This window comes from Mesorhizobium sp. M0862, from assembly GCF_040319795.1.
In the GTDB taxonomy this organism is placed as follows: domain Bacteria; phylum Pseudomonadota; class Alphaproteobacteria; order Rhizobiales; family Rhizobiaceae; genus Mesorhizobium.
Window position 1 is genome coordinate 22,399 of sequence record NZ_JAMYOJ010000001.1, and the last position, 16,703, is coordinate 39,101.

The 16,703-nt window shown below is 64.5% G+C and carries 19 protein-coding genes; 8 read left to right on the forward strand and 11 right to left on the reverse strand.

Annotated features, from left to right (window positions below; translation table 11 throughout):
• Positions 1-45: 45 nt before the first annotated feature.
• Positions 46-405, reverse strand: coding sequence for a septal ring lytic transglycosylase RlpA family protein (locus NKI15_RS00125; RefSeq protein ID WP_352514282.1), 360 nt, complete (start codon positions 403-405; stop codon positions 46-48).
• Positions 406-715: 310 nt separating this feature from the next.
• Between NKI15_RS00125 and NKI15_RS00130 the strand changes: the two genes are divergently transcribed.
• Positions 716-901, forward strand: a complete 186-nt coding sequence (locus NKI15_RS00130) for a hypothetical protein (protein WP_023710328.1) — start codon at positions 716-718, stop codon at positions 899-901.
• A gap of 233 nt (positions 902-1,134) precedes the next feature.
• Here NKI15_RS00130 and NKI15_RS00135 read toward each other — a convergent pair whose 3' ends face one another.
• From NKI15_RS00135 to NKI15_RS00150, 4 genes are all read right to left on the reverse strand, one after another.
• The gene (locus NKI15_RS00135; RefSeq protein WP_352510733.1) at positions 1,135-1,938 is read right to left on the reverse strand and encodes an ATP-binding cassette domain-containing protein; all 804 of its coding nucleotides are present in this window, start codon (positions 1,936-1,938) and stop codon (positions 1,135-1,137) included.
• Between the two features lie 7 nt (positions 1,939-1,945).
• Positions 1,946-2,722, reverse strand: a complete 777-nt coding sequence (locus NKI15_RS00140; RefSeq protein WP_352514283.1) for an ABC transporter permease subunit — start codon at positions 2,720-2,722, stop codon at positions 1,946-1,948.
• Entirely contained in the window at positions 2,719-3,888 is a 1,170-nt protein-coding gene (gene ssuD / locus NKI15_RS00145) for an FMNH2-dependent alkanesulfonate monooxygenase (RefSeq protein WP_352514284.1), read from the reverse strand. The genes NKI15_RS00140 and ssuD overlap by 4 nt, the downstream gene beginning before the upstream one ends.
• A 70-nt stretch (positions 3,889-3,958) precedes the next feature.
• Positions 3,959-4,912 (reverse strand): sulfonate ABC transporter substrate-binding protein, encoded by a 954-nt coding sequence (locus NKI15_RS00150; protein ID WP_352514285.1) that lies wholly within the window; start codon positions 4,910-4,912, stop codon positions 3,959-3,961.
• A gap of 284 nt (positions 4,913-5,196) precedes the next feature.
• Here NKI15_RS00150 and NKI15_RS00155 point away from each other — a divergent pair, with 284 nt between their 5' ends.
• Positions 5,197-5,466 carry a GIY-YIG nuclease family protein gene (locus tag NKI15_RS00155; protein WP_352514286.1) on the forward strand — a complete coding sequence of 90 codons (270 nt, stop codon included), beginning with the start codon at positions 5,197-5,199 and terminating at the stop codon, positions 5,464-5,466.
• Positions 5,467-5,602: 136 nt separating this feature from the next.
• Here NKI15_RS00155 and NKI15_RS00160 read toward each other — a convergent pair whose 3' ends face one another.
• The 4 genes from NKI15_RS00160 to tauA all read right to left on the reverse strand — a co-directional run bounded on the left by NKI15_RS00160 (position 5,603) and on the right by tauA (position 8,689).
• Positions 5,603-5,785 carry a hypothetical protein gene (locus tag NKI15_RS00160; RefSeq protein ID WP_023672089.1) on the reverse strand — a complete coding sequence of 61 codons (183 nt, stop codon included), beginning with the start codon at positions 5,783-5,785 and terminating at the stop codon, positions 5,603-5,605.
• A gap of 80 nt (positions 5,786-5,865) precedes the next feature.
• Positions 5,866-6,726 (reverse strand): ABC transporter permease subunit, encoded by an 861-nt coding sequence (locus NKI15_RS00165; RefSeq protein WP_352885615.1) that lies wholly within the window; start codon positions 6,724-6,726, stop codon positions 5,866-5,868.
• Positions 6,723-7,514: a taurine ABC transporter ATP-binding protein gene (locus NKI15_RS00170; RefSeq protein WP_352885616.1), complete on the reverse strand. Its 792-nt coding sequence runs from the start codon at positions 7,512-7,514 to the stop codon at positions 6,723-6,725. The genes NKI15_RS00165 and NKI15_RS00170 overlap by 4 nt, the downstream gene beginning before the upstream one ends.
• Before the next feature lie 161 nt (positions 7,515-7,675).
• The gene (tauA, locus tag NKI15_RS00175) at positions 7,676-8,689 is read right to left on the reverse strand and encodes a taurine ABC transporter substrate-binding protein (protein ID WP_352885617.1); all 1,014 of its coding nucleotides are present in this window, start codon (positions 8,687-8,689) and stop codon (positions 7,676-7,678) included.
• A gap of 230 nt (positions 8,690-8,919) precedes the next feature.
• On the opposite strand from tauA, the gene NKI15_RS00180 reads away from it, so the two are divergent.
• From NKI15_RS00180 to NKI15_RS00205, 6 genes are all read left to right on the forward strand, one after another.
• On the forward strand, positions 8,920-9,081 hold the full coding sequence (locus NKI15_RS00180; RefSeq protein WP_023681206.1) for a hypothetical protein: 162 nt from the start codon (positions 8,920-8,922) through the stop codon (positions 9,079-9,081).
• A 415-nt stretch (positions 9,082-9,496) separates the two neighbouring features.
• Complete coding sequence (locus NKI15_RS00185) at positions 9,497-9,973, forward strand: RrF2 family transcriptional regulator (RefSeq protein WP_023698087.1); 477 nt, start codon at positions 9,497-9,499, stop codon at positions 9,971-9,973.
• Positions 9,974-9,989: 16 nt separating this feature from the next.
• Positions 9,990-11,357, forward strand: coding sequence for an FAD/NAD(P)-binding protein (locus NKI15_RS00190; RefSeq protein ID WP_352885618.1), 1,368 nt, complete (start codon positions 9,990-9,992; stop codon positions 11,355-11,357).
• A 227-nt stretch (positions 11,358-11,584) separates the two neighbouring features.
• A complete protein-coding gene (locus NKI15_RS00195; RefSeq protein ID WP_023698085.1) occupies positions 11,585-13,018 on the forward strand; it encodes a pyridoxal-phosphate dependent enzyme in 1,434 nt (477 codons plus the stop codon).
• Positions 13,015-14,196: a trans-sulfuration enzyme family protein gene (locus NKI15_RS00200; RefSeq protein ID WP_023681210.1), complete on the forward strand. Its 1,182-nt coding sequence runs from the start codon at positions 13,015-13,017 to the stop codon at positions 14,194-14,196. The genes NKI15_RS00195 and NKI15_RS00200 overlap by 4 nt, the downstream gene beginning before the upstream one ends.
• 132 nt (positions 14,197-14,328) lie before the next feature.
• Complete coding sequence (locus NKI15_RS00205; protein ID WP_352885619.1) at positions 14,329-14,520, forward strand: hypothetical protein; 192 nt, start codon at positions 14,329-14,331, stop codon at positions 14,518-14,520.
• A gap of 50 nt (positions 14,521-14,570) precedes the next feature.
• On the opposite strand, the gene NKI15_RS00210 is transcribed toward NKI15_RS00205, so the two are convergent.
• Entirely contained in the window at positions 14,571-14,876 is a 306-nt protein-coding gene (locus tag NKI15_RS00210; protein ID WP_023672079.1) for a UBP-type zinc finger domain-containing protein, read from the reverse strand.
• A complete protein-coding gene (locus tag NKI15_RS00215) occupies positions 14,876-16,543 on the reverse strand; it encodes an FAD-dependent oxidoreductase (RefSeq protein ID WP_352885620.1) in 1,668 nt (555 codons plus the stop codon). Before NKI15_RS00215 ends, NKI15_RS00210 begins: the two co-directional genes overlap by 1 nt.
• Between the last annotated feature and the right edge of the window lie 160 nt (positions 16,544-16,703).

Genomic DNA, 16,703 nt, shown 5'->3' on the forward strand with positions numbered 1-16,703 from the left:
CGGGGCAGGATGTGTCCGGCCCGATCGGGCCGGACTTGGACAGATCTAGACGCGCGCCATGCACACCGAGGTATGGCCGGAGCCGATGAAGCCGAGTTGGCCGGCGGCGCCCTTGGACAGATCGAGCACGCGCCCTTTGATGAACGGGCCGCGGTCGTTGATGCGCACGATGACGCTGCGGCCATTATTCTGGTTGGTCACTTTCAACTTGGTGCCGAAAGGCAGGCTGCGGTGCGCGGCGGTCAGCGCCGACGGGTTCATGCGTTCGCCATTGGCGGTCCTGGAATGCAGTGCGTACCAGGAGGCGCGGCCGCACTGGCCAGCGGCGGAGGAGGCGGATGCACCGACCATTAGGCCAGCCGCGATCGTTACCGCGATAAGCGCGGTCTGGTTTGTTTTCTTCATGTTGGGGGGATTGGCTCCGTTTTCGACAGACCCCAGCCGTTAAGTGTCGAATAAGGCAGGAAATGCGGCAAGCATCGGGCAGTTCCGTGGCACCGGCACACGTTTGGAGTCGCTGGGAAACAGTTTGTCAGGCATCTTTCGTGTGGCGCAGCCGTATCTCCGGCGATATTGCGAGCTGTTTCACAGATTCCGTGAGCAAGGCAGGACGTTATAGTACAAGTAGAAGAGAGCGCGATTGGGCGCCGTCCTTTCGCTCTGTCATCACGGTCATGGCGCAGTTGACGATCGACTTCGGAAAGGAATCTTGGCGATGAGACTGTTCAGATATCTGCTGGCGCTGATCGTGCTCGCCATTGGCGCGCTGTGGTCGCTGCAGGGCATTGGCGTGGTCGGCGGCAGTTTCATGACCGGCCAGTCGCAATGGCTCTATATCGGCATCGTGACCATGCTGGTCGGTTTCGCCGGGCTGGTATGGGCGAGCCGTTCGCGGGGGTGAGTTGCGACGAAAAATCGACCCACACAGATCGACCCCCACTCCGTCGAGCTTCGCTCGACACCTCTCCCCCGATCGACGGGGGAGAGGAAAGACGGAGTGGGGGAAGGCGCTGGTCAAACCCGCAGTCGCAAACAGGCACAACCCGGCGAGCAAGAAAACAGCCACCCCATATTGCCGGTCCATTCTGTTACCTATCTATCCGGCTCGGATAGAATGCCCTGCCCGCGACAGCACTACCCGAACAGCTGATCCAGAATCCTTCCCTCCAGCCTGGCAAGCTCGACCGAACCGCGCCGGCGCGGCCGCGCCACCGACACGTCGAGATCGAGCGCGATGCGGCCCTCGTCGATCACCACCACCCGGTCGGCGAGCGCAACCGCCTCGGCGACGTCATGCGTGACCAGCACGGCGGTGAATTTTTGCTCCAGCCAGATGCGTTCCAGAAGCTGCTGCATTTCGATGCGGGTCAGCGCATCGAGTGCGCCGAGCGGCTCGTCGAGCGCCAGAATCTTTGGCTGTCCGATCAGTGCACGCGCCAGCGCCACGCGCTGCTTCTGGCCGCCCGACAGCACCGAGGGCCATTCGTCGGCGCGGTCGGCGAGGCCGACTTCACCCAGGATGGCGAGCGCGCGCCGCCTGGCTTCCGCACCGGTGGCAAGCCCGGTCAGCCCGACCTCGACGTTTTTCACCACGCTGGCCCAGGGCAACAGCCGCGGCTCCTGGAACATGAAGCGGCTCTCTTCGCCGGCGCCGGCCTTGGCTTCCGGCCCGAATGTCAGCGATCCTTCCGTCGGCCGGTCGAGCCCGGCCAGCAGCCGCAAAAGCGTGCTCTTGCCGCAGCCGCTCTTGCCGATGACGGCAACGAACTGCCCGACCGGCACGTCGAGATCGATGCAGTCGAGCACGACCTTGTCGCCAAAGCGCTTTTCCATGCCCTTGAAGGCAAAGGCGCGCTGCCTTTCGACGGCCTCCTCCGGCCGTGACGGTTCCGGCGCGGCGACGAAGGAACGGATGGCGGTCAGGCTGGCGGTTGGCATCGAACCCTCAGGCGTTCTGGAAGGCGGGATGCCAGCCGAGCGACAGCCGCTCGAGCAGGCAGGCGAAGCTGTCGGCAAGCTTGCCGAGCAGCGCATAGATCAGGATCGACAGCACGACCACATCGATCAGCAGGAATTCGCGTGCCTGCATGGCCATGTAGCCGAGGCCGGAACTGGCCGAGATGGTTTCGGCAACGATCAGCGTCAGCCACATGATGCCTAAGGCATAGCGCAGGCCGACGAAGATCGCCGGCAGCGCGCCGGGCAGGATCACCTGAAAAAACAACGCGCGGCGGTCCATGCCGTAGACCCGGCCCATCTCGACCAGCTGCGGGTCGACGCTCTGGATGCCGAGCAGCGTGTTGACGTAGATCGGGAAGAACACGCCGAGCGCCACCAGGAACAGTTTTGCTTCCTCGTCGATGCCGAACCACAGGATGACCAGCGGGATCAGCGCCAGATGCGGGATGTTGCGGATCATCTGCAGCGTCGTGTCGGTCAGGCCGCGGCTGAGCGCCGACAGCCCGTTGGCAAGGCCGAGTGCAAAGCCGATCGAGCCGCCGATGGCAAAGCCGGCCAGCGCGCGCAGCGTGCTGACGCCGATGTTCTGTATCAGCTCGCCCGACAGCGTCAGCCGCCAGAAGGCCTCGGCCACCGCGCTCGGCGCCGGCAGCACATTGGCCGGCATCACGCCGGCGCGGCTGGCGGCTTCCCAGCCAATTATGACCAACGCCGGCAGCAGCCAGCCGATGCCGTTCTGTTTGACCCGTTGAGCCAGGCTCATGACGACGCCTGAAGGCGGTTGGCGCCGTGGAAGCCGACGGCGAATTCATTGGCGATGTTCTCATGCGCCCGTGCCCGCCTGGTGCCCAGGCCGAGACGCGGGAACAGAAGCTCGGCGACGCGGTAGGCTTCCTCGAGATGCGGGTAGCCGGAGCCGATGATGGTGTCGATGCCGATCGCCTGATACTCGCGGATGCGCTCGACGATCTGCTCGGGCGAGCCGACCAAAGCTGTGCCGGCGCCGCCGCGCACCAGGCCGACGCCGGCCCACAGATTGGGCGAAACCACCAGCCTGTCGCGGCGGCCGCCATGCAGTTCGGCCATGCGCCGCTGTCCCACAGAGTCCATCTCCCTGGTGAAGCGGGCCTGGGCATTTTCGATCTGGGCATCGGTGACGTGGCTGATCAGCCGGTCGGCGGCGCGCCAGGCCTCTTCCTCGGTCTCGCGCACGATGAAATGAAGCCTGATGCCGAAACGCAGTTTGCGGCCGCGCCGTTCAGCCTTTTTGCGCGCCGCGCTGAGTTTTTCCGCCACCTGCGCCAGCGGCTCGCCCCAGGTCAGGTACATATCGACGAGATCGGCGGCGAGCTCCTGGCCGGCATCGGACGAGCCGCCGAAATAGAGCGGCGGCCGCTCCTGTTGCGGCAAAAGGTCGAGGCGGCCATTGTCGACGCGGTAATATTTGCCGTTGAAGTTGACGCTCTCGCCCGACACCAGCGCGCGCCAGATGGTCAGGAACTCTTGCGCCTGCGCATAGCGCTCGTCATGCGGCAGGAACACGCCATCGCCGGCAAGCTCGGTCGGGTTGCCGCCGACCACGACATTGAGCAGCAGGCGGCCATTGCTCAGCCGGTCGAGCGCCGCCGTCTGGCGCGCCGCGAAGGTCGGCAGCGTCACGCCGGGCCGCAGCGCCACCAGGAATTTGAGCTTTTCCGTCAGCGCTGCAAGGCCAGATGCGGTGATCCAGGAATCCTCGCAATTCTGCCCGGTCGGCAGAAGCACGCCGGGAAAGCCGAGCCGGTCGACGGCCTGTGCGATCTCCTTGAAGTAAGCGAACTCGGGCGGCCGCTGCTGCTGTTCGGAGCCGAGATAGGAGCCGTCGCCATGCGTCGGGATGAACCAGAAGAAATCGAGCGGGCCGGCTTGCGAACTGTCTGGAGCGGTCATGGCGAAATCCCTGAAGCGTGAAACGGCAAAAGGCGCCGGGCGTTTTCCGCCCGGCGCTGCACGTGAAAGTTCAATTGCCCGGTGCGGTCCACACGGCGTCGGAGATGCGCACCGCGTTCGGGATCAGCTTGAGCTTGAAGAAGCGGTCGGCTGTCGCCTGCTGGCCGGCGATGATCTCGTCGGTGATCGGGAAGATGCCGAATTTGGTGCGGTTGGCCGCGATCGTCTGTGCATCGAGCGGCACGCCGGTCACCTCATGCAGCGCCGCGGCGACCTTGTCGCGGTTCGCATCCGCCCATTTCGCCGCCACGCCGAGCGCCGCTATCGTCGTGGTGATCGTCTCCGGATGCGCCTTGGCAAAATCCTTGTTGGCGAGGAAATAGGTGTTCACCTTGAGCACCTCGCTGGAGCGCGCCAACACGCGCGGCTGGTAGCGTGTCTCGGCGATGGCGTAGAACGGATCCCAGACCGCCCAGGCATCGATCTGGTCGCTGGCGAAAGCCGCCGCGGCATCGGCCGGGCTGAGATAGACCGGGGTGATCTGGTCGAAGGGGATGTTTGCTTTTTCGAGCGCTGCGACCAGCAGATTGTGCGCGCTGGTGCCTTTGCCGACGCCGATGCGCTTTCCCTTGAGGTCGGCGAGCGACTGGATCGGCGATGCCGGCTTGACGAAGATCGCTTCGCCGTCGCCATTGGCTGGCAGTGCCGCCGCATAGACGATGTTGGCGCCGGCCGACTGGCCGAAGATTGGCGGTGCGTCGCCGGTCCAGCCGACATCGATGGCGCCGACATTGAGCGCCTCGACCAGCGGCGGGCCGGCGGTGAATTCGACCCATTTCACCGCGACACCCTTGTCGCTCAGCGCCTTCTCGATCACCTGCTGCTGCCGGGCGATGACCGGCAGGCCGGTCTTCTGATAGCCGATGTTGAGCTGCTTCAACTCCTGCGCCGAGGCACTGAGCGAGGCAGCAATGCCCGCCGCCAAAAGGCCAAGGCCGAAAACGCGTCTGGTCAGGCTGAACATGATCCCTCTTCCTTCGCTGCGAACCGGCGCCGGGAAGGGCTCCCTGCCGTGGATGAGAGACAAGGCTAGGTAGCTCTATAAATTTAGTAGAGAAACGATTTTGCGAGTTGGCTGCTTGACGTGGAAATATTTTCTTCAGAACCCAGCGCTCGCAAGGAGCGAAGCGACGCGGCGCAGACCCTAGGATCCATGCCGTGACGTTTGCCGTAGAGTGGAACGGATCAGAATGTCGCTTGTGCGCGAACCGAGGCTCGATACCCTGAAACCATGACGGCTACGTCTACATGACTGCAAGCCAAAAACGCGGCACGATCTACATCGGCGTCACCAACGATCTCGCCCGCCGCATGCCTGAACACAAATCCGGCCAGGGCGCAGGCTTCACCAGCCGCTACGGTGTTCAACGGCTGGTCTGGTATGAGGAATTCTTCGACATCACCGATGCCATTCAACGCGAGAAGTCGCTGAAGCGATGGCCGAGACAGTGGAAGATCGAACTGATAGAGAAGGCCAATCCGGAGTGGTTTGAGCTGTTTCGCGGAACCGGGTGGTAGGCGCCCGGTTTGTTGCTCCCCTGGAGCGTAGCATCAGCGTCTCGGCATGGATCCTAGGGTCTGCGCCGCGTCGCTTCGCTCCTTGCTTCGCCCTAGGATGACGAAATCGCGAAGGCTGGCGCTAATCACCATCACCTCACTGCGACCAATACTGCCAGGCCCAGTAAAATCCCTCGTCGCGTGGCGGCAGGCGGTCGCGTTCGGCGTCGAGTTGCACCGGGGCCGGCGATTTCGGTTGCGGCTGCGACGACGAGTTCTCCCGCCAGGCGAGCAGCCAGTTGCCGAGGTGGGCGAACAGCACCGCGGTGGACTGGGTCATGACATCACTCCTTCTGTTCCGGATCGGCGGTCGCCGTGCTGCGAAGGGAAGCAGCCGGTCAAACCGGCAGAAACTTGTTGTCATTCCTTTCCCGCCCACGGAACCAGCTGACGCTCGATCCGGCGGATGATGAATTCCAGCACGAAGGCTATTGTCGCGATCACCACTATTCCCATCACCACGACATCGGTGACCAGGAACTGGGCGGCCGACTGGATCATGAAGCCGAGGCCGCGCGTTGCCGCCACCAGCTCGGCTGCAACCAGCGTCGACCAGCCGGCGCCGAGCGCGATGCGCAGGCCGGTGAGGATCGACGGCAGCGCGCTGGGCAGGATAACATGGCGCACCACTTGGCGCTGCGTCGCACCAAGCGAACGGGCCGCATCGATGCGCTCCTTTGAGACACCGCGCACGCCCGAGGCCGTCGACAGCGCCACGGGCGCCAGCATGGCAATGGCGATCACCAGGATCTTTGACGGCTCGCCGATGCCGAACCAGATGATGACCAGCGGCAGATAGGCGAGCGGCGGGATCGGCCGCAAAAATTCGAGCAAGGGATCGAAGATGCCGCGCCCGACCGTCGAAATGCCCATAGCCAGCCCAACCGGAACGCCGATGACGATGGCCGCGAGCAGCGCCGCGAAGACGCGGCCGAGGCTGGCGACGGTGTGCTGGAGCAAAGTCGCGTCGACGAAGCCGTCCTTGATCACCACGATGAACTTGGTCCACACGGCAGCGGGCGACGGCAGGAACACCGGCGACACCAGTTGCAGGCGCGCAGACAGCGCCCATGCCGCCAGCACGACCAGGATGGTGACGGCGCTGATCGCCCGCGAGGAAACCCCGCGCCGCTTCCGCACCGGCCGCGACCACGGCACCGAAATGGCATCGGCCTCGCCGGTCCCGGTGGCCGGCCGCTCGCTGTAGGAGGTGACGCTCATGCCGCCTCTCCTTCGAAGATCGCACCGGTCAGCTCGCCGCGCGCCGCGGCAAAGACTGGATCGGCCTTGATGGCGCGGATCGGCTCGCCTGCGGCATAGCGCCGGCTGAAACCGGTCTCGAATGTCCGCACCACGCGGCCCGGTCCGGGCGCCAAAACGACGATGCTTGTGGCCAGCACCAGCGCCTCCTCGATGCCGTGCGTGACCATCAGCACGCCGACCCGGCTTGCGGTCCACAGGTCGAGCAGCGTCGTCTGCATGCGCTCGCGCGTCAGCGCATCGAGTGCGCCGAGCGGTTCGTCGAGCAGCAGGAATTCCGGTTCGGCGGCGAGTGCACGGGCGAGTCCGACGCGCTGGCGCATGCCGCCGGACAATTCCCAGATGCGTTTGTCGCCGACGCCGTCAAGCTTGACCAGCGCCAGCAATTCGTCGGCGCGGCGCGCCCGCTCGGCTTGCGGCACGCCGCGCAGCCTGAGCGCAAAGGCGACGTTTTCACGGGCCGTCAGCCAGGGAAACAGCGCATCGTTCTGGAACACGACCGCCCGGTCGGAGCCTGGGCCGGTGATCGGCCGGCCGCCGATCGTGGCGACCCCGCGCGCAGGCTCGACCAGGCCGGCGGCGACATTGAGCAGCGAGGTCTTGCCGCAGCCGGAGCGGCCGACCAGCACGACGAAATCGCCCTTGGCGACATCGATGGAAACTCGGTCGACCGCCGGCGCTGCCTGGCCGTCATAGTGAACCGAGACCTTGTCGAGTACGAGATGCGGGTGGAGTACGAGATGCGGCATGAAAAGGGGCTCCGGAAGAAAATCAGCCTGCCCCGGCCCTCGTTGAGCGGATCCGGGCCAGGCAGCACGCGGCGTCAGGGAAGAGGAAACCGCGCGTGTTCAGAGCAATTCCAGGAAAAGTGTGAAGCGGTTTTCCGTCCGGAATTGCGTAAAACTGAAGATCAGTTCGAGGCCAGAGCCTCGGTCACGTATTTCGACGACACGTATTTCGAATAGTCGGGCAGCACGGCGTCGATCTTGCCCTGCTCCTTGAGGAAGGCCGAAGCTGCCTCGATCGCCTTGACCGTGCCGCCGCCGAGGAATTTGCCGGAAGCCTGCTCTTCCAATGTCGGGAAGACGTAACCCTTGAGGAGCTGCGGCACCTCTTCCAGTTTGGCGCCGGTGATCTTGGCGATCTTGGCCGCTTCCGGCGACGAAACCGACCATGCCTCGGGCTTGGCCAGGAACTGGGCATAGGATTCGCCGGTCACCTTGACGAAATCGCGCACGGCGTCCGGGTTCTTTTCGGCGAAGTCGGTGCGCACGATCCAGGCGTCGAAGGTCGGCGCGCCCCAGGCGGCAACCTGCGAGGAATCCAGCACCACCTTGCCTGTCGTCTTGATCTGGCCGAGCGCCGGATCCCAGACATAGGCCGCGTCTATGTCGCCGCGAGCGAACGCGGCGGCTATTTCCGGTGGCCTGAGATTAAGGATTTCGACCGACTTCGGGTCGACGTTTTCGTGCTTCAGCGCGGCAAGCAGGCTGTAATGCGTGGTCGACACGAACGGCACCGCCACCTTCTTGCCGGCGAGGTCGGCGATCTTCTCGATGCCGGATCCATTGCGGGCGACCAGCGCCTCGGACTGGCCGATCAGGCCGACGACAAAGATGGTCTGGATCGGCAGTTCGCGGCTGGCGGCCGCGGCCAGCGGACTCGAGCCGACATAGCCGATATCGACCGAACCGGATGCGACGGCGGCGATGACATCGGCGCCGGAATCGAATTTGCGCCAGTCGATCGTGGCCTTGGTCGCCTTTTCATAGGCGCTGTCGGCCTGCGCTACTTTGGAAGGTTCGACCACCGTCTGGTAGCCGATGGTGATGTTGAGGTCCTGCGCCTGGGCCGGGCCGAGGAAGGCCGCACCCGCCAAAGCTGCCGACGACAGGAGGACAATGCGTCGCGAAATGCTGGACATGAAAGGCTCCATGAAAAATGAGAAAAACCGGATGCCTGTTCATAGTCAGCTAATTCTATCATTCTTGTAGAGTTAAATCCTTCCAAGCAAGAAGCACTTGTTAGAAAAAAACCACCGGCTGATGCGGGCGCGGTGACCGGCCCGTGCCGAACCGTGCGCAAACGCAAACGGCGCCCCCAAGGTGCTGAAGAGTTGGTGGTCCTGCCAACCTCCTACGGAAGAGGCCTGATTTGGTGCTCGGCGCGCCGCTTGCGGCCTGCCGCAGGATCGATGTCGAGCCGTTGAGCCTCACCGACTTCCGCAGCGACGGCCACCGCTGGATGCTGCGGTCAAGCGGCGTGCCGGTGGCCGCCAAGGCCGCCCGGCCTCAGAGCGGCAAGGCGGCGTCCTGATATCGGGCGCAGGGCGGCGCCCGAGTTGTCGGGAGTCATGTTTCGCCGATCCGCGGCTGTGACCCAAAATTCCCGGCAAAGCCCCAAATGGCGCAAATCCATGCTGTAAAAGACGGTTGATTTGAAAACACGTTCCGCGTGTTCGAGGGTAAGTATAGTAATCTTATCGACATTGGGAGCAGGAGCCGCCGCTCATCGCCGCAATCGCTCGCGGCTGGCTGTGACCTTAACGGCACAAAGCCTTGCTAAAGTGGCCCCTGCGGCGTGAAAACGAAGCAAAATCAAGGTTTCTCGGCTTGTATATCATGTCAGTAGAATTTATGTGTCGAAGCAGCTTGCACGCGGCGGGGAGGCACGTCAGGCGTTTCGAAACCGATGGTTTTGGGCCATCGCCTGACAGAGAAACATTCGGTCTATGCTCACCAAAAAAGGCAAGTACGGCCTCAAGGCGCTGGTCCATCTGGCGCAACTGCCGGTGGGACAGCTCGCCTTTGTCGGCGACATCGCCAGCGGCAACAACATTCCGAAGAAATTCCTCGACGCCATTCTGGGCGAATTGCGCAATGCCGGTTTCGTCCAGAGCCGCAAGGGCAAGGATGGCGGCTATCGCTTGGCGCGCCCGGCCGACGAGATCAAGGTCGGCCATGTCGTGCGCGTGCTCGACGGACCGCTGGCGCCCATCCCCTGCGCCAGCCGCACCCAGTATCAGCGCTGTGAAGACTGCAATGAGGCGACATGCCAAGTCCGACATCTGATGCTCGAGGTCCGGCAGGCGATCGCCGAGGTGCTCGACCAGCGCACGCTGGCCGAGATGCGCGACATCGTCCTCGACGACCTTCCGGTCGCGAGGGACATCGGCGAGCTTGCGCCGGCGCAAAAGGTCCCCGCCTGATCCTGAGCGTGCTCGCATGAGCGTCGCGCGCGCCAATTCGATCATCCCCAGCTCGATCATCATCGTCGGCGGCGGTGCCAGCGGCGTCGTGCTGGCCGCGCATCTGCTCAAATCGGCCAATCCGGACCTGCGCGTTACGCTGATCGAAAAGCGTCCGCATTTCGGTCAGGGCATCGCCTATTCGACGCTTTTGTCGGCGCACGTGCTGAACGTCAGTGCTGCCGGCATGAGCGCCTATGCCGACGATCCCCTGAATTTCTGGCGCTGGTTGCAGGGGCGCGGCCTGATAAGCCAGGAACAGACGCCGCAGACACCCTTCTATGCGCCGCGCAGCGTCTATGCCCGCTACCTCAAGGAAGTGCTCGACGAGCTCGAAGCGCGCGAAAAGGAAACCGGCCGTCTCAGGCTGATTCGCGAGGAAAGCCTGTCGATCTCGCCGACATCGTCCGGCGTCGAAGTTGTGCTGGCCAACGGCACCAGCGTCGTCGCGCATCTGGCGGTGCTTGCCACCGGCCATGACGAGCAGCCCGGCGCCGGCCAGGGCCACGCCATCCGCATGGGCACCGAGGCCGACACCGCGCTCGATCCTGAAGCCCGCGTGCTGGTGCTGGGCACCGGGCTCAGCATGGTCGATGCCTTCCTGTCGCTCGAGCAGCGCGGCCATCGCGGCGAGATCGTCGCCGTATCGCGGCGCGGGCTGCTGCCGTCGCCGCACCGCAAGGGCAACCCGATCAAGCTCGACGTCGCCGACATTCCGCTCGGCACGCAGCTCTCCTATTTCGTCGGCTGGTTCCGCGATCTGATCCGCGAAAACCAGAAGGCCGGCATCGACTGGCGCGACGTCGTCGATGGGCTGCGACCCTTCAATCAGAAAATCTGGCAGAACTGGCCGTCCTCGGCCAAGCGCCGCTTCGTTGAGCACACCAAGGCCTGGTGGGACATCCATGGCCATCGGCTGGCGCCCGAGGTGCATGCCCGCGTCACCGAAGCGGTGCGCACCGGCCGCATCCGCCCGGTCGCCGGCCGTGTCGTCGGCATCGAGGCCGGCGATGGATTCACCGTCGGCATCCAGTCTCGCCACACAAAGGCGCTGGAAACGCTGCAGGTCGCCCGCATCTATGATTGCACCGGCATCGCCCGCGACATCTCGACGACGTCGAACAGCGTCGTGCGTTCGCTGGTCGACCGAGGCCTGGCGCGGCCCGACCCGCTGCGGCTTGGTCTCGATGTCACAGCCAAATGCGAAATCATCGCCGGCGACGGCACCGCATCGGCCAAGATCCTCGCCGTCGGGCCGCTGACCCGCGGCACCTTCTTCGAGATCGACGCCATCCCCGACATCCGCGTGCAATGCGCTAGGCTGAGCAAGCAGCTGCTGGGGTAAAGCTGTTGACGTCGGCGGGATAGCACGCCCCTCAGAGGGGGGTGGGAAGGATGGCTACGGAGGGTGTTTGGCTTGAGTCCAAAGCCGGCGTCAAACTGGAATTCCATTCCCCCTCTCGCCGGTTGATTGGCACGATCTACCTTCTTTCCGACTGCAAACGGCCGGAAAAGAAGCTACGCTGCCGCTCTGCCCCCGAGGCGGTCGCTTGTTCAAGGGAGCACATCGATATGAGCGAGCACGGAAAAGCTGCGCCAGGCAGTTCGGACGGCGCGTTATCCCGCCTGCGTCCGCCCTACGCCTCGGTGCTCGACCTCATCGGCCAGACGCCGGTGGTCGAACTGACCAAATTCGACACCGGCAAGTGCCGGCTGTTCATCAAGCTCGAAAGCCAGAATCCCGGCGGCTCGATCAAGGACCGCATTGCGCTGTCGATGATTGCCGCGGCCGAGAAGGAAGGCAAGCTGAAGCGCGGCGGCACCATCGTCGAGGCGACCGCCGGGAATACCGGTCTCGGCCTCGCCCAGGTCGGCATCCCCAAGGGCTACCGCATCATCCTCGTCGTGCCCGACAAGATGTCGCGCGAAAAGATCCAGCATCTGCGCGCGCTCGGCGCCGAAGTGCGCATGACGCGGTCCGATATCGGCAAGGGCCATGCCGAATATTACCAGGACATGGCCGAGAAGATCGCATCGGAAACGCCCGGCGCCTTCTACGCCAACCAGTTCGCCAACCCGGCCAACCCTGAGGCGCATGAGACCACCACCGGACCGGAAATCCTTGCCCAGCTCGATGGCGACCTCGACGCCGTGGTCGTCGGCGTCGGCTCCGGCGGCACGCTGACCGGGCTTGGCCGCTACTTCGCCAGAACATCGCCGAAGACCGAGATGGTGCTGGCCGATCCCGTCGGATCGGTGCTGGCGCCGCTGATCAAGACCGGCAAGATGGAAGAGGCCGGCAGCTGGACCGTCGAAGGCATCGGCGAGGATTTTGTGCCGCCCAATGCCGATCTGTCGCTGGTCAGGAAAGCCTATTCCATCCCAGACAAGCAGAGCATGCTGGCCGTGCGGGACCTGCTTTCGAAGGAAGGCATTCTCGCCGGCTCGTCTTCCGGCACGCTGCTGTCGGCCGCGCTTCGCTATTGCCGCGAGCAGACGACAGCAAAACGTGTCGTCACCTTCGTCTGCGACAGCGGCAACAAATATCTGTCCAAGGTGTTCGACGATTTCTGGCTGGCCGAACAGGGGCTGGCCGAACAGGAACAGCATGGCGATCTGCGCGACCTTGTCATGCGCTCGCACCGCACCGGCGACACCGTCTATGTCGGCCCCGACGAAAGCCTGCTCAACGCCTATGGCCGCATGCGCCGCTCCGATGTCTCGCAGCTGCCGGTGCTGGACAATGGCAAGCTGGTCGGCATTATCGATGAGGGCGATATATTGGCCAAGGTCGACGGCCCCTATGACGGCCGCTGGGACCGCTTCAACGCCCCGGTGCGCACCGCCATGACCTCCAATCTGCACACGCTGCAGGCCAGCCAGACGCTGGATGCGCTGCTGCCGGTGTTCGACCGCAACGAGGTCGCCATCATCTTCGATGGCGACGAGTTCGTCGGCCTGATAACCCGTATCGACCTGATCAACCATTTGAGGCGCGCACGATGACTGCTGAAACATCCCCATCGGGCAAGAACCGCCTGGCTTTTTCCACGCGCACCATCCATGGCGGCCAGAGCCATGACCCGCTGACCGGCGCGGTGATGGTGCCGATCTACGCGACTTCGACCTATGGCCAGCAGTCGCCCGGCGTGCACAAGGGGTTTGAGTACGCCCGCAGCCAGAACCCGACCCGCTTCGCCTTCGAGCGCGGGGTGGCCGATCTCGAAAGCGGCTCGGCCGCCTTTGCATTCGCTTCCGGCCTGGCGGCGATCTCGACCGTGCTCGAGCTGCTCGACAGCGGCGCCCATATCGTTGCAACCGACGACATCTATGGCGGCTCGTTCCGGCTGATGGAGCGGGTGCGCAAGCGCTCGGCCAATCTGCAGGTGAGTTTTGTGGACTTCACTGATCTGGCGGCGGTGGAAGCAGCGATCCGTCCGGAGACAAAACTGCTCTGGGTTGAAACCCCGACCAATCCGCTCCTGCGCATCGTCGACCTCGAAGGCGTTGCGGCACTCGCCAGGCGCAAGGGCGTATTGACGGTCGCCGACAACACGTTCTGCAGCCCCTACATCCAGCGGCCGCTGGAACTCGGCATCGACATCGTCGTGCACTCGACGACGAAATATCTCAACGGCCATTCCGACATGGTCGGCGGCGTCGCCATCGTCGGCGACAACAAGGATCTCGCCGCCCAGCTGAAATTCCTGCAGAACGCCATCGGAGCCATCTCCGGTCCCTTCGACAGTTTTCTCGCGCTGCGCGGCATCAAGACACTGGCGCTCAGGATGGAGCGGCATTCCACGAACGGCCTGAAGATTGCGCAGTGGCTGGAGGCGCGAAAAGATGTGCGCCGCGTCGTCTATCCCGGCCTGGCCAGCCATCCGCAGCACGCCATCGCCGTCCAGCAGATGCATGCCTTCGGCGGCATGATCTCGGTCGACCTCGACCGCGACCTCGCCGGCACCAAACGCTTCCTGGAACGGACGCAATTGTTCACGCTGGCTGAAAGCCTCGGCGGCGTCGAAAGCCTGATCGAACACCCGGCGCTGATGACGCACGGCTCGATCCCGGCGGAAAAGCGCGCGGAAATCGGCATTTCGGATTCGCTGGTGCGGTTGTCGGCGGGGATCGAGGATGGCGATGATCTGATCGCCGATCTGGACCAGGCGCTGCGGGGGTAGGCGTACCGGATGCGTACCGATGACAATGAGGGGCGGCGCTGACCGTCAAGATTAAATCCCAATCCGCCGCGCGTTAACACATTCAGCAGCCTTTGCTTAACCCTTCGCCGCTATGTCCCGCCTCGGGGAGGCATGGCGAGAGTGAGTGTGATGGACAACAACCCGGAAAAGCGCAGCGAATGGCGCGCCATTTTTTATGTGCAGGCCCGCGTGGCCATCCTGTTCGTCCCGGTCGTCGCCAGCCTTCTGGTCATCGCCGCGCTTGCCGGAAATGAGCGCAATCCCGATAGCCTTGACCGCACCGTCACTGGCTCGGTGAAATAACGGCGCAGCCGTCGGCCTGAGGACCAGCCGACGTCGCGCCGACAGCCACCTCAGAAAAACTTCGGGATCGGGCCGTTCTGCGGCGTCACGTCGCCTTCCAGGTCGATGAACGCCTCGTCGACAAAGCACCAGGCCCAGCCTTCCGGCGGGTCGTAGCCTTCGATGATAGGGTGCTTGGTGGCGTGGAAATGCTTGGTGGCGTGGCGGTTGGGCGAGTCGTCGCAGCAGCCGACATGGCCGCAGGTACGGCACAGCCTGAGATGCACCCACATGGAGCCGCTCTTCAGGCACTCCTCGCAACCGAGCGCGCTCGGCGTCACCGTCTTGATGTCGCGCGTGTGTTTGCATTCATCCATTATGCTCTCCTGGCCAGTTCGGGCGCTGCTGCGTCGGGTCGCGCGAGATAGGCGTGCAAGGCAGCCACCACCTGGGCGCCTTCGCCGACGGCGGCGGCGACCCGCTTGACCGAGCCTGCGCGCACGTCGCCGATGGCGAACACGCCGCTGCGGCTGGTCTCCATCTGGCCCGCCCCTATGTCGGCGCCGGTGCGCACGAAACCCCTGGCGTCGAGCGCGATATCGCACCCAGCCAGCCAATCGGTGTTGGGGTCGGCGCCGATGAACAGGAAGAGATGCTGGATCGGCCGCATCTCGACGCCGCCGGGGTTGCGCCAGCGCAACTGGGTGAGATTGCCGCCTTCGCCTTCCAGCGCCTCGATCTCGGTCTCGCCAAGCACCTCGATGTTGGGTTGCGCCTCGATACGCTCGATCAGATAGCGCGACATGGTTTCCCTGAGGCCGCCGCGGCGCGCCAGCATCGTCACCTTGCGCACCTGGCTGGCGAGATAGACGGCCGCCTGCCCCGCCGAATTGCCGGCGCCGACCAGCGCCACTTCTTGCCCTATGCATAGCCGCGCTTCGATCGGCGAGGCCCAGTAATGCACCGACGTGCCCTCGAACTCGGCCAGCTTGGCGATGTCGAGGCGGCGGTAGCGGGCGCCGCTGGCGATCACCACCGTGCGTGCGCGCAGGCTTTCACCGTCGCCGACGGTAAGCGTGTAGCCCTCGCCTGCTGCACCGAGCAGCTTGGCCTCGTCGGGGATGACTATTTCGACGCCGAATTTCTGCGCCTGGTTGTAGGCGCGCGCCATCAGCGCCATGCCGGAAATGCCGGTGGGGAAACCCAGATAGTTCTCGATGCGCGCGGAGGCGCCGGCCTGGCCGCCGAAGGCGCGGCAATCGAGCACGATGGTCGACAGCCCTTCGGATGCCGCATAGACCGCGGCCGCCAGCCCCGCCGGCCCGGCCCCGACAATGGCGACGTCATAGACCATGTCGGGATCGATCGGCCGCAGCAGGCCGATGCAGCGGGCAAGTTCGGTTTCGCCGGGATTGTGCATCAGCTTGCCGTCGGGGCAGAGCACGATCGGCAGATGGTGCGGGTCGACATGAAAATGCTCAATCAGCGTCTTGGCGCACGGGTCGCTGTCGGAATCGAGCGCGCGGTGCGGCTGGCCGCTGCGGCGCAGAAACCCCTGCAGCCGCAGCGTGTCGCCATTGCCGGCCGGGCCTACGACGATCGGTCCGCTGCTGCCGCTTTCCAGGAGCCCGACGCGGCGCAGGATCAGCGCCCGCATGATCCGCTCGCCAAGGCTTGCCTCCTGCACCATCAAGTCGCGCAGCCGCTGCGAGGGGATGACGAAGGCCTCGACCGGCTCGGCCGCCTCCGCATTGACCAGCGACGGCCGGCTGGAAAGCTGCGCCAGCTCGCCGATGAAATTGCCGGGACCATGAGTGACGATGGTCTCGCGCCGGCCGGGCCTGACATCCTGGGTGATATCGACCGTGCCCGACAGGATGACGATCAGCCCCGGCGCCACGGTGCCGGCGGTGACGATGTGCTCGCCGGCTGCATAGGAACTCGCCTCGCCGAACCGGCGCATGCGCTCGATATCGGCGTCGCCCAGGATGGGAAACATCTGGTCGCGGCGGGTGACGGTGATCGGCTGGGTGGGTGGGGCCATAGGTGCGAACGTAGCGCCGAGACGGCCGGGTTTGAAGTGGTTTGTTGGGGGACTGGCCGGAAGGGCAGGTTGGCTCCCGCGCCAGTTGGTGCGGATGCTTCGCATGGCCCCGCGCTGCAAGGCAAACAGCACGCCGACCAGTGCGACCTTTATAAGGGCG

Bases quoted from the DNA above. Each gene is read 5' to 3' on its own strand.
- NKI15_RS00170 (WP_352885616.1), bottom strand. From the start codon at position 7,514: ATGCCGCATCTCGTACTCCACCCGCATCTCGTACTCGACAAGGTCTCG.
- NKI15_RS00215 (WP_352885620.1), bottom strand. From the start codon at position 16,543: ATGGCCCCACCCACCCAGCCGATCACCGTCACCCGCCGCGACCAGATG.
- NKI15_RS00135 (WP_352510733.1), bottom strand. From the start codon at position 1,938: ATGCCAACCGCCAGCCTGACCGCCATCCGTTCCTTCGTCGCCGCGCCG.
- NKI15_RS00195 (WP_023698085.1), top strand. From the start codon at position 11,585: ATGAGCGAGCACGGAAAAGCTGCGCCAGGCAGTTCGGACGGCGCGTTA.
- NKI15_RS00200 (WP_023681210.1), top strand. From the start codon at position 13,015: ATGACTGCTGAAACATCCCCATCGGGCAAGAACCGCCTGGCTTTTTCC.
- NKI15_RS00130 (WP_023710328.1), top strand. From the start codon at position 716: ATGAGACTGTTCAGATATCTGCTGGCGCTGATCGTGCTCGCCATTGGC.
- NKI15_RS00185 (WP_023698087.1), top strand. From the start codon at position 9,497: ATGCTCACCAAAAAAGGCAAGTACGGCCTCAAGGCGCTGGTCCATCTG.
- NKI15_RS00205 (WP_352885619.1), top strand. From the start codon at position 14,329: ATGGCGAGAGTGAGTGTGATGGACAACAACCCGGAAAAGCGCAGCGAA.
- NKI15_RS00140 (WP_352514283.1), bottom strand. From the start codon at position 2,722: ATGAGCCTGGCTCAACGGGTCAAACAGAACGGCATCGGCTGGCTGCTG.
- NKI15_RS00165 (WP_352885615.1), bottom strand. From the start codon at position 6,726: ATGAGCGTCACCTCCTACAGCGAGCGGCCGGCCACCGGGACCGGCGAG.
- NKI15_RS00150 (WP_352514285.1), bottom strand. From the start codon at position 4,912: ATGTTCAGCCTGACCAGACGCGTTTTCGGCCTTGGCCTTTTGGCGGCG.
- NKI15_RS00160 (WP_023672089.1), bottom strand. From the start codon at position 5,785: ATGACCCAGTCCACCGCGGTGCTGTTCGCCCACCTCGGCAACTGGCTG.
- NKI15_RS00190 (WP_352885618.1), top strand. From the start codon at position 9,990: ATGAGCGTCGCGCGCGCCAATTCGATCATCCCCAGCTCGATCATCATC.
- NKI15_RS00155 (WP_352514286.1), top strand. From the start codon at position 5,197: ATGACTGCAAGCCAAAAACGCGGCACGATCTACATCGGCGTCACCAAC.
- NKI15_RS00210 (WP_023672079.1), bottom strand. From the start codon at position 14,876: ATGGATGAATGCAAACACACGCGCGACATCAAGACGGTGACGCCGAGC.
- tauA (WP_352885617.1), bottom strand. From the start codon at position 8,689: ATGTCCAGCATTTCGCGACGCATTGTCCTCCTGTCGTCGGCAGCTTTG.
- NKI15_RS00125 (WP_352514282.1), bottom strand. From the start codon at position 405: ATGAAGAAAACAAACCAGACCGCGCTTATCGCGGTAACGATCGCGGCT.
- ssuD (WP_352514284.1), bottom strand. From the start codon at position 3,888: ATGACCGCTCCAGACAGTTCGCAAGCCGGCCCGCTCGATTTCTTCTGG.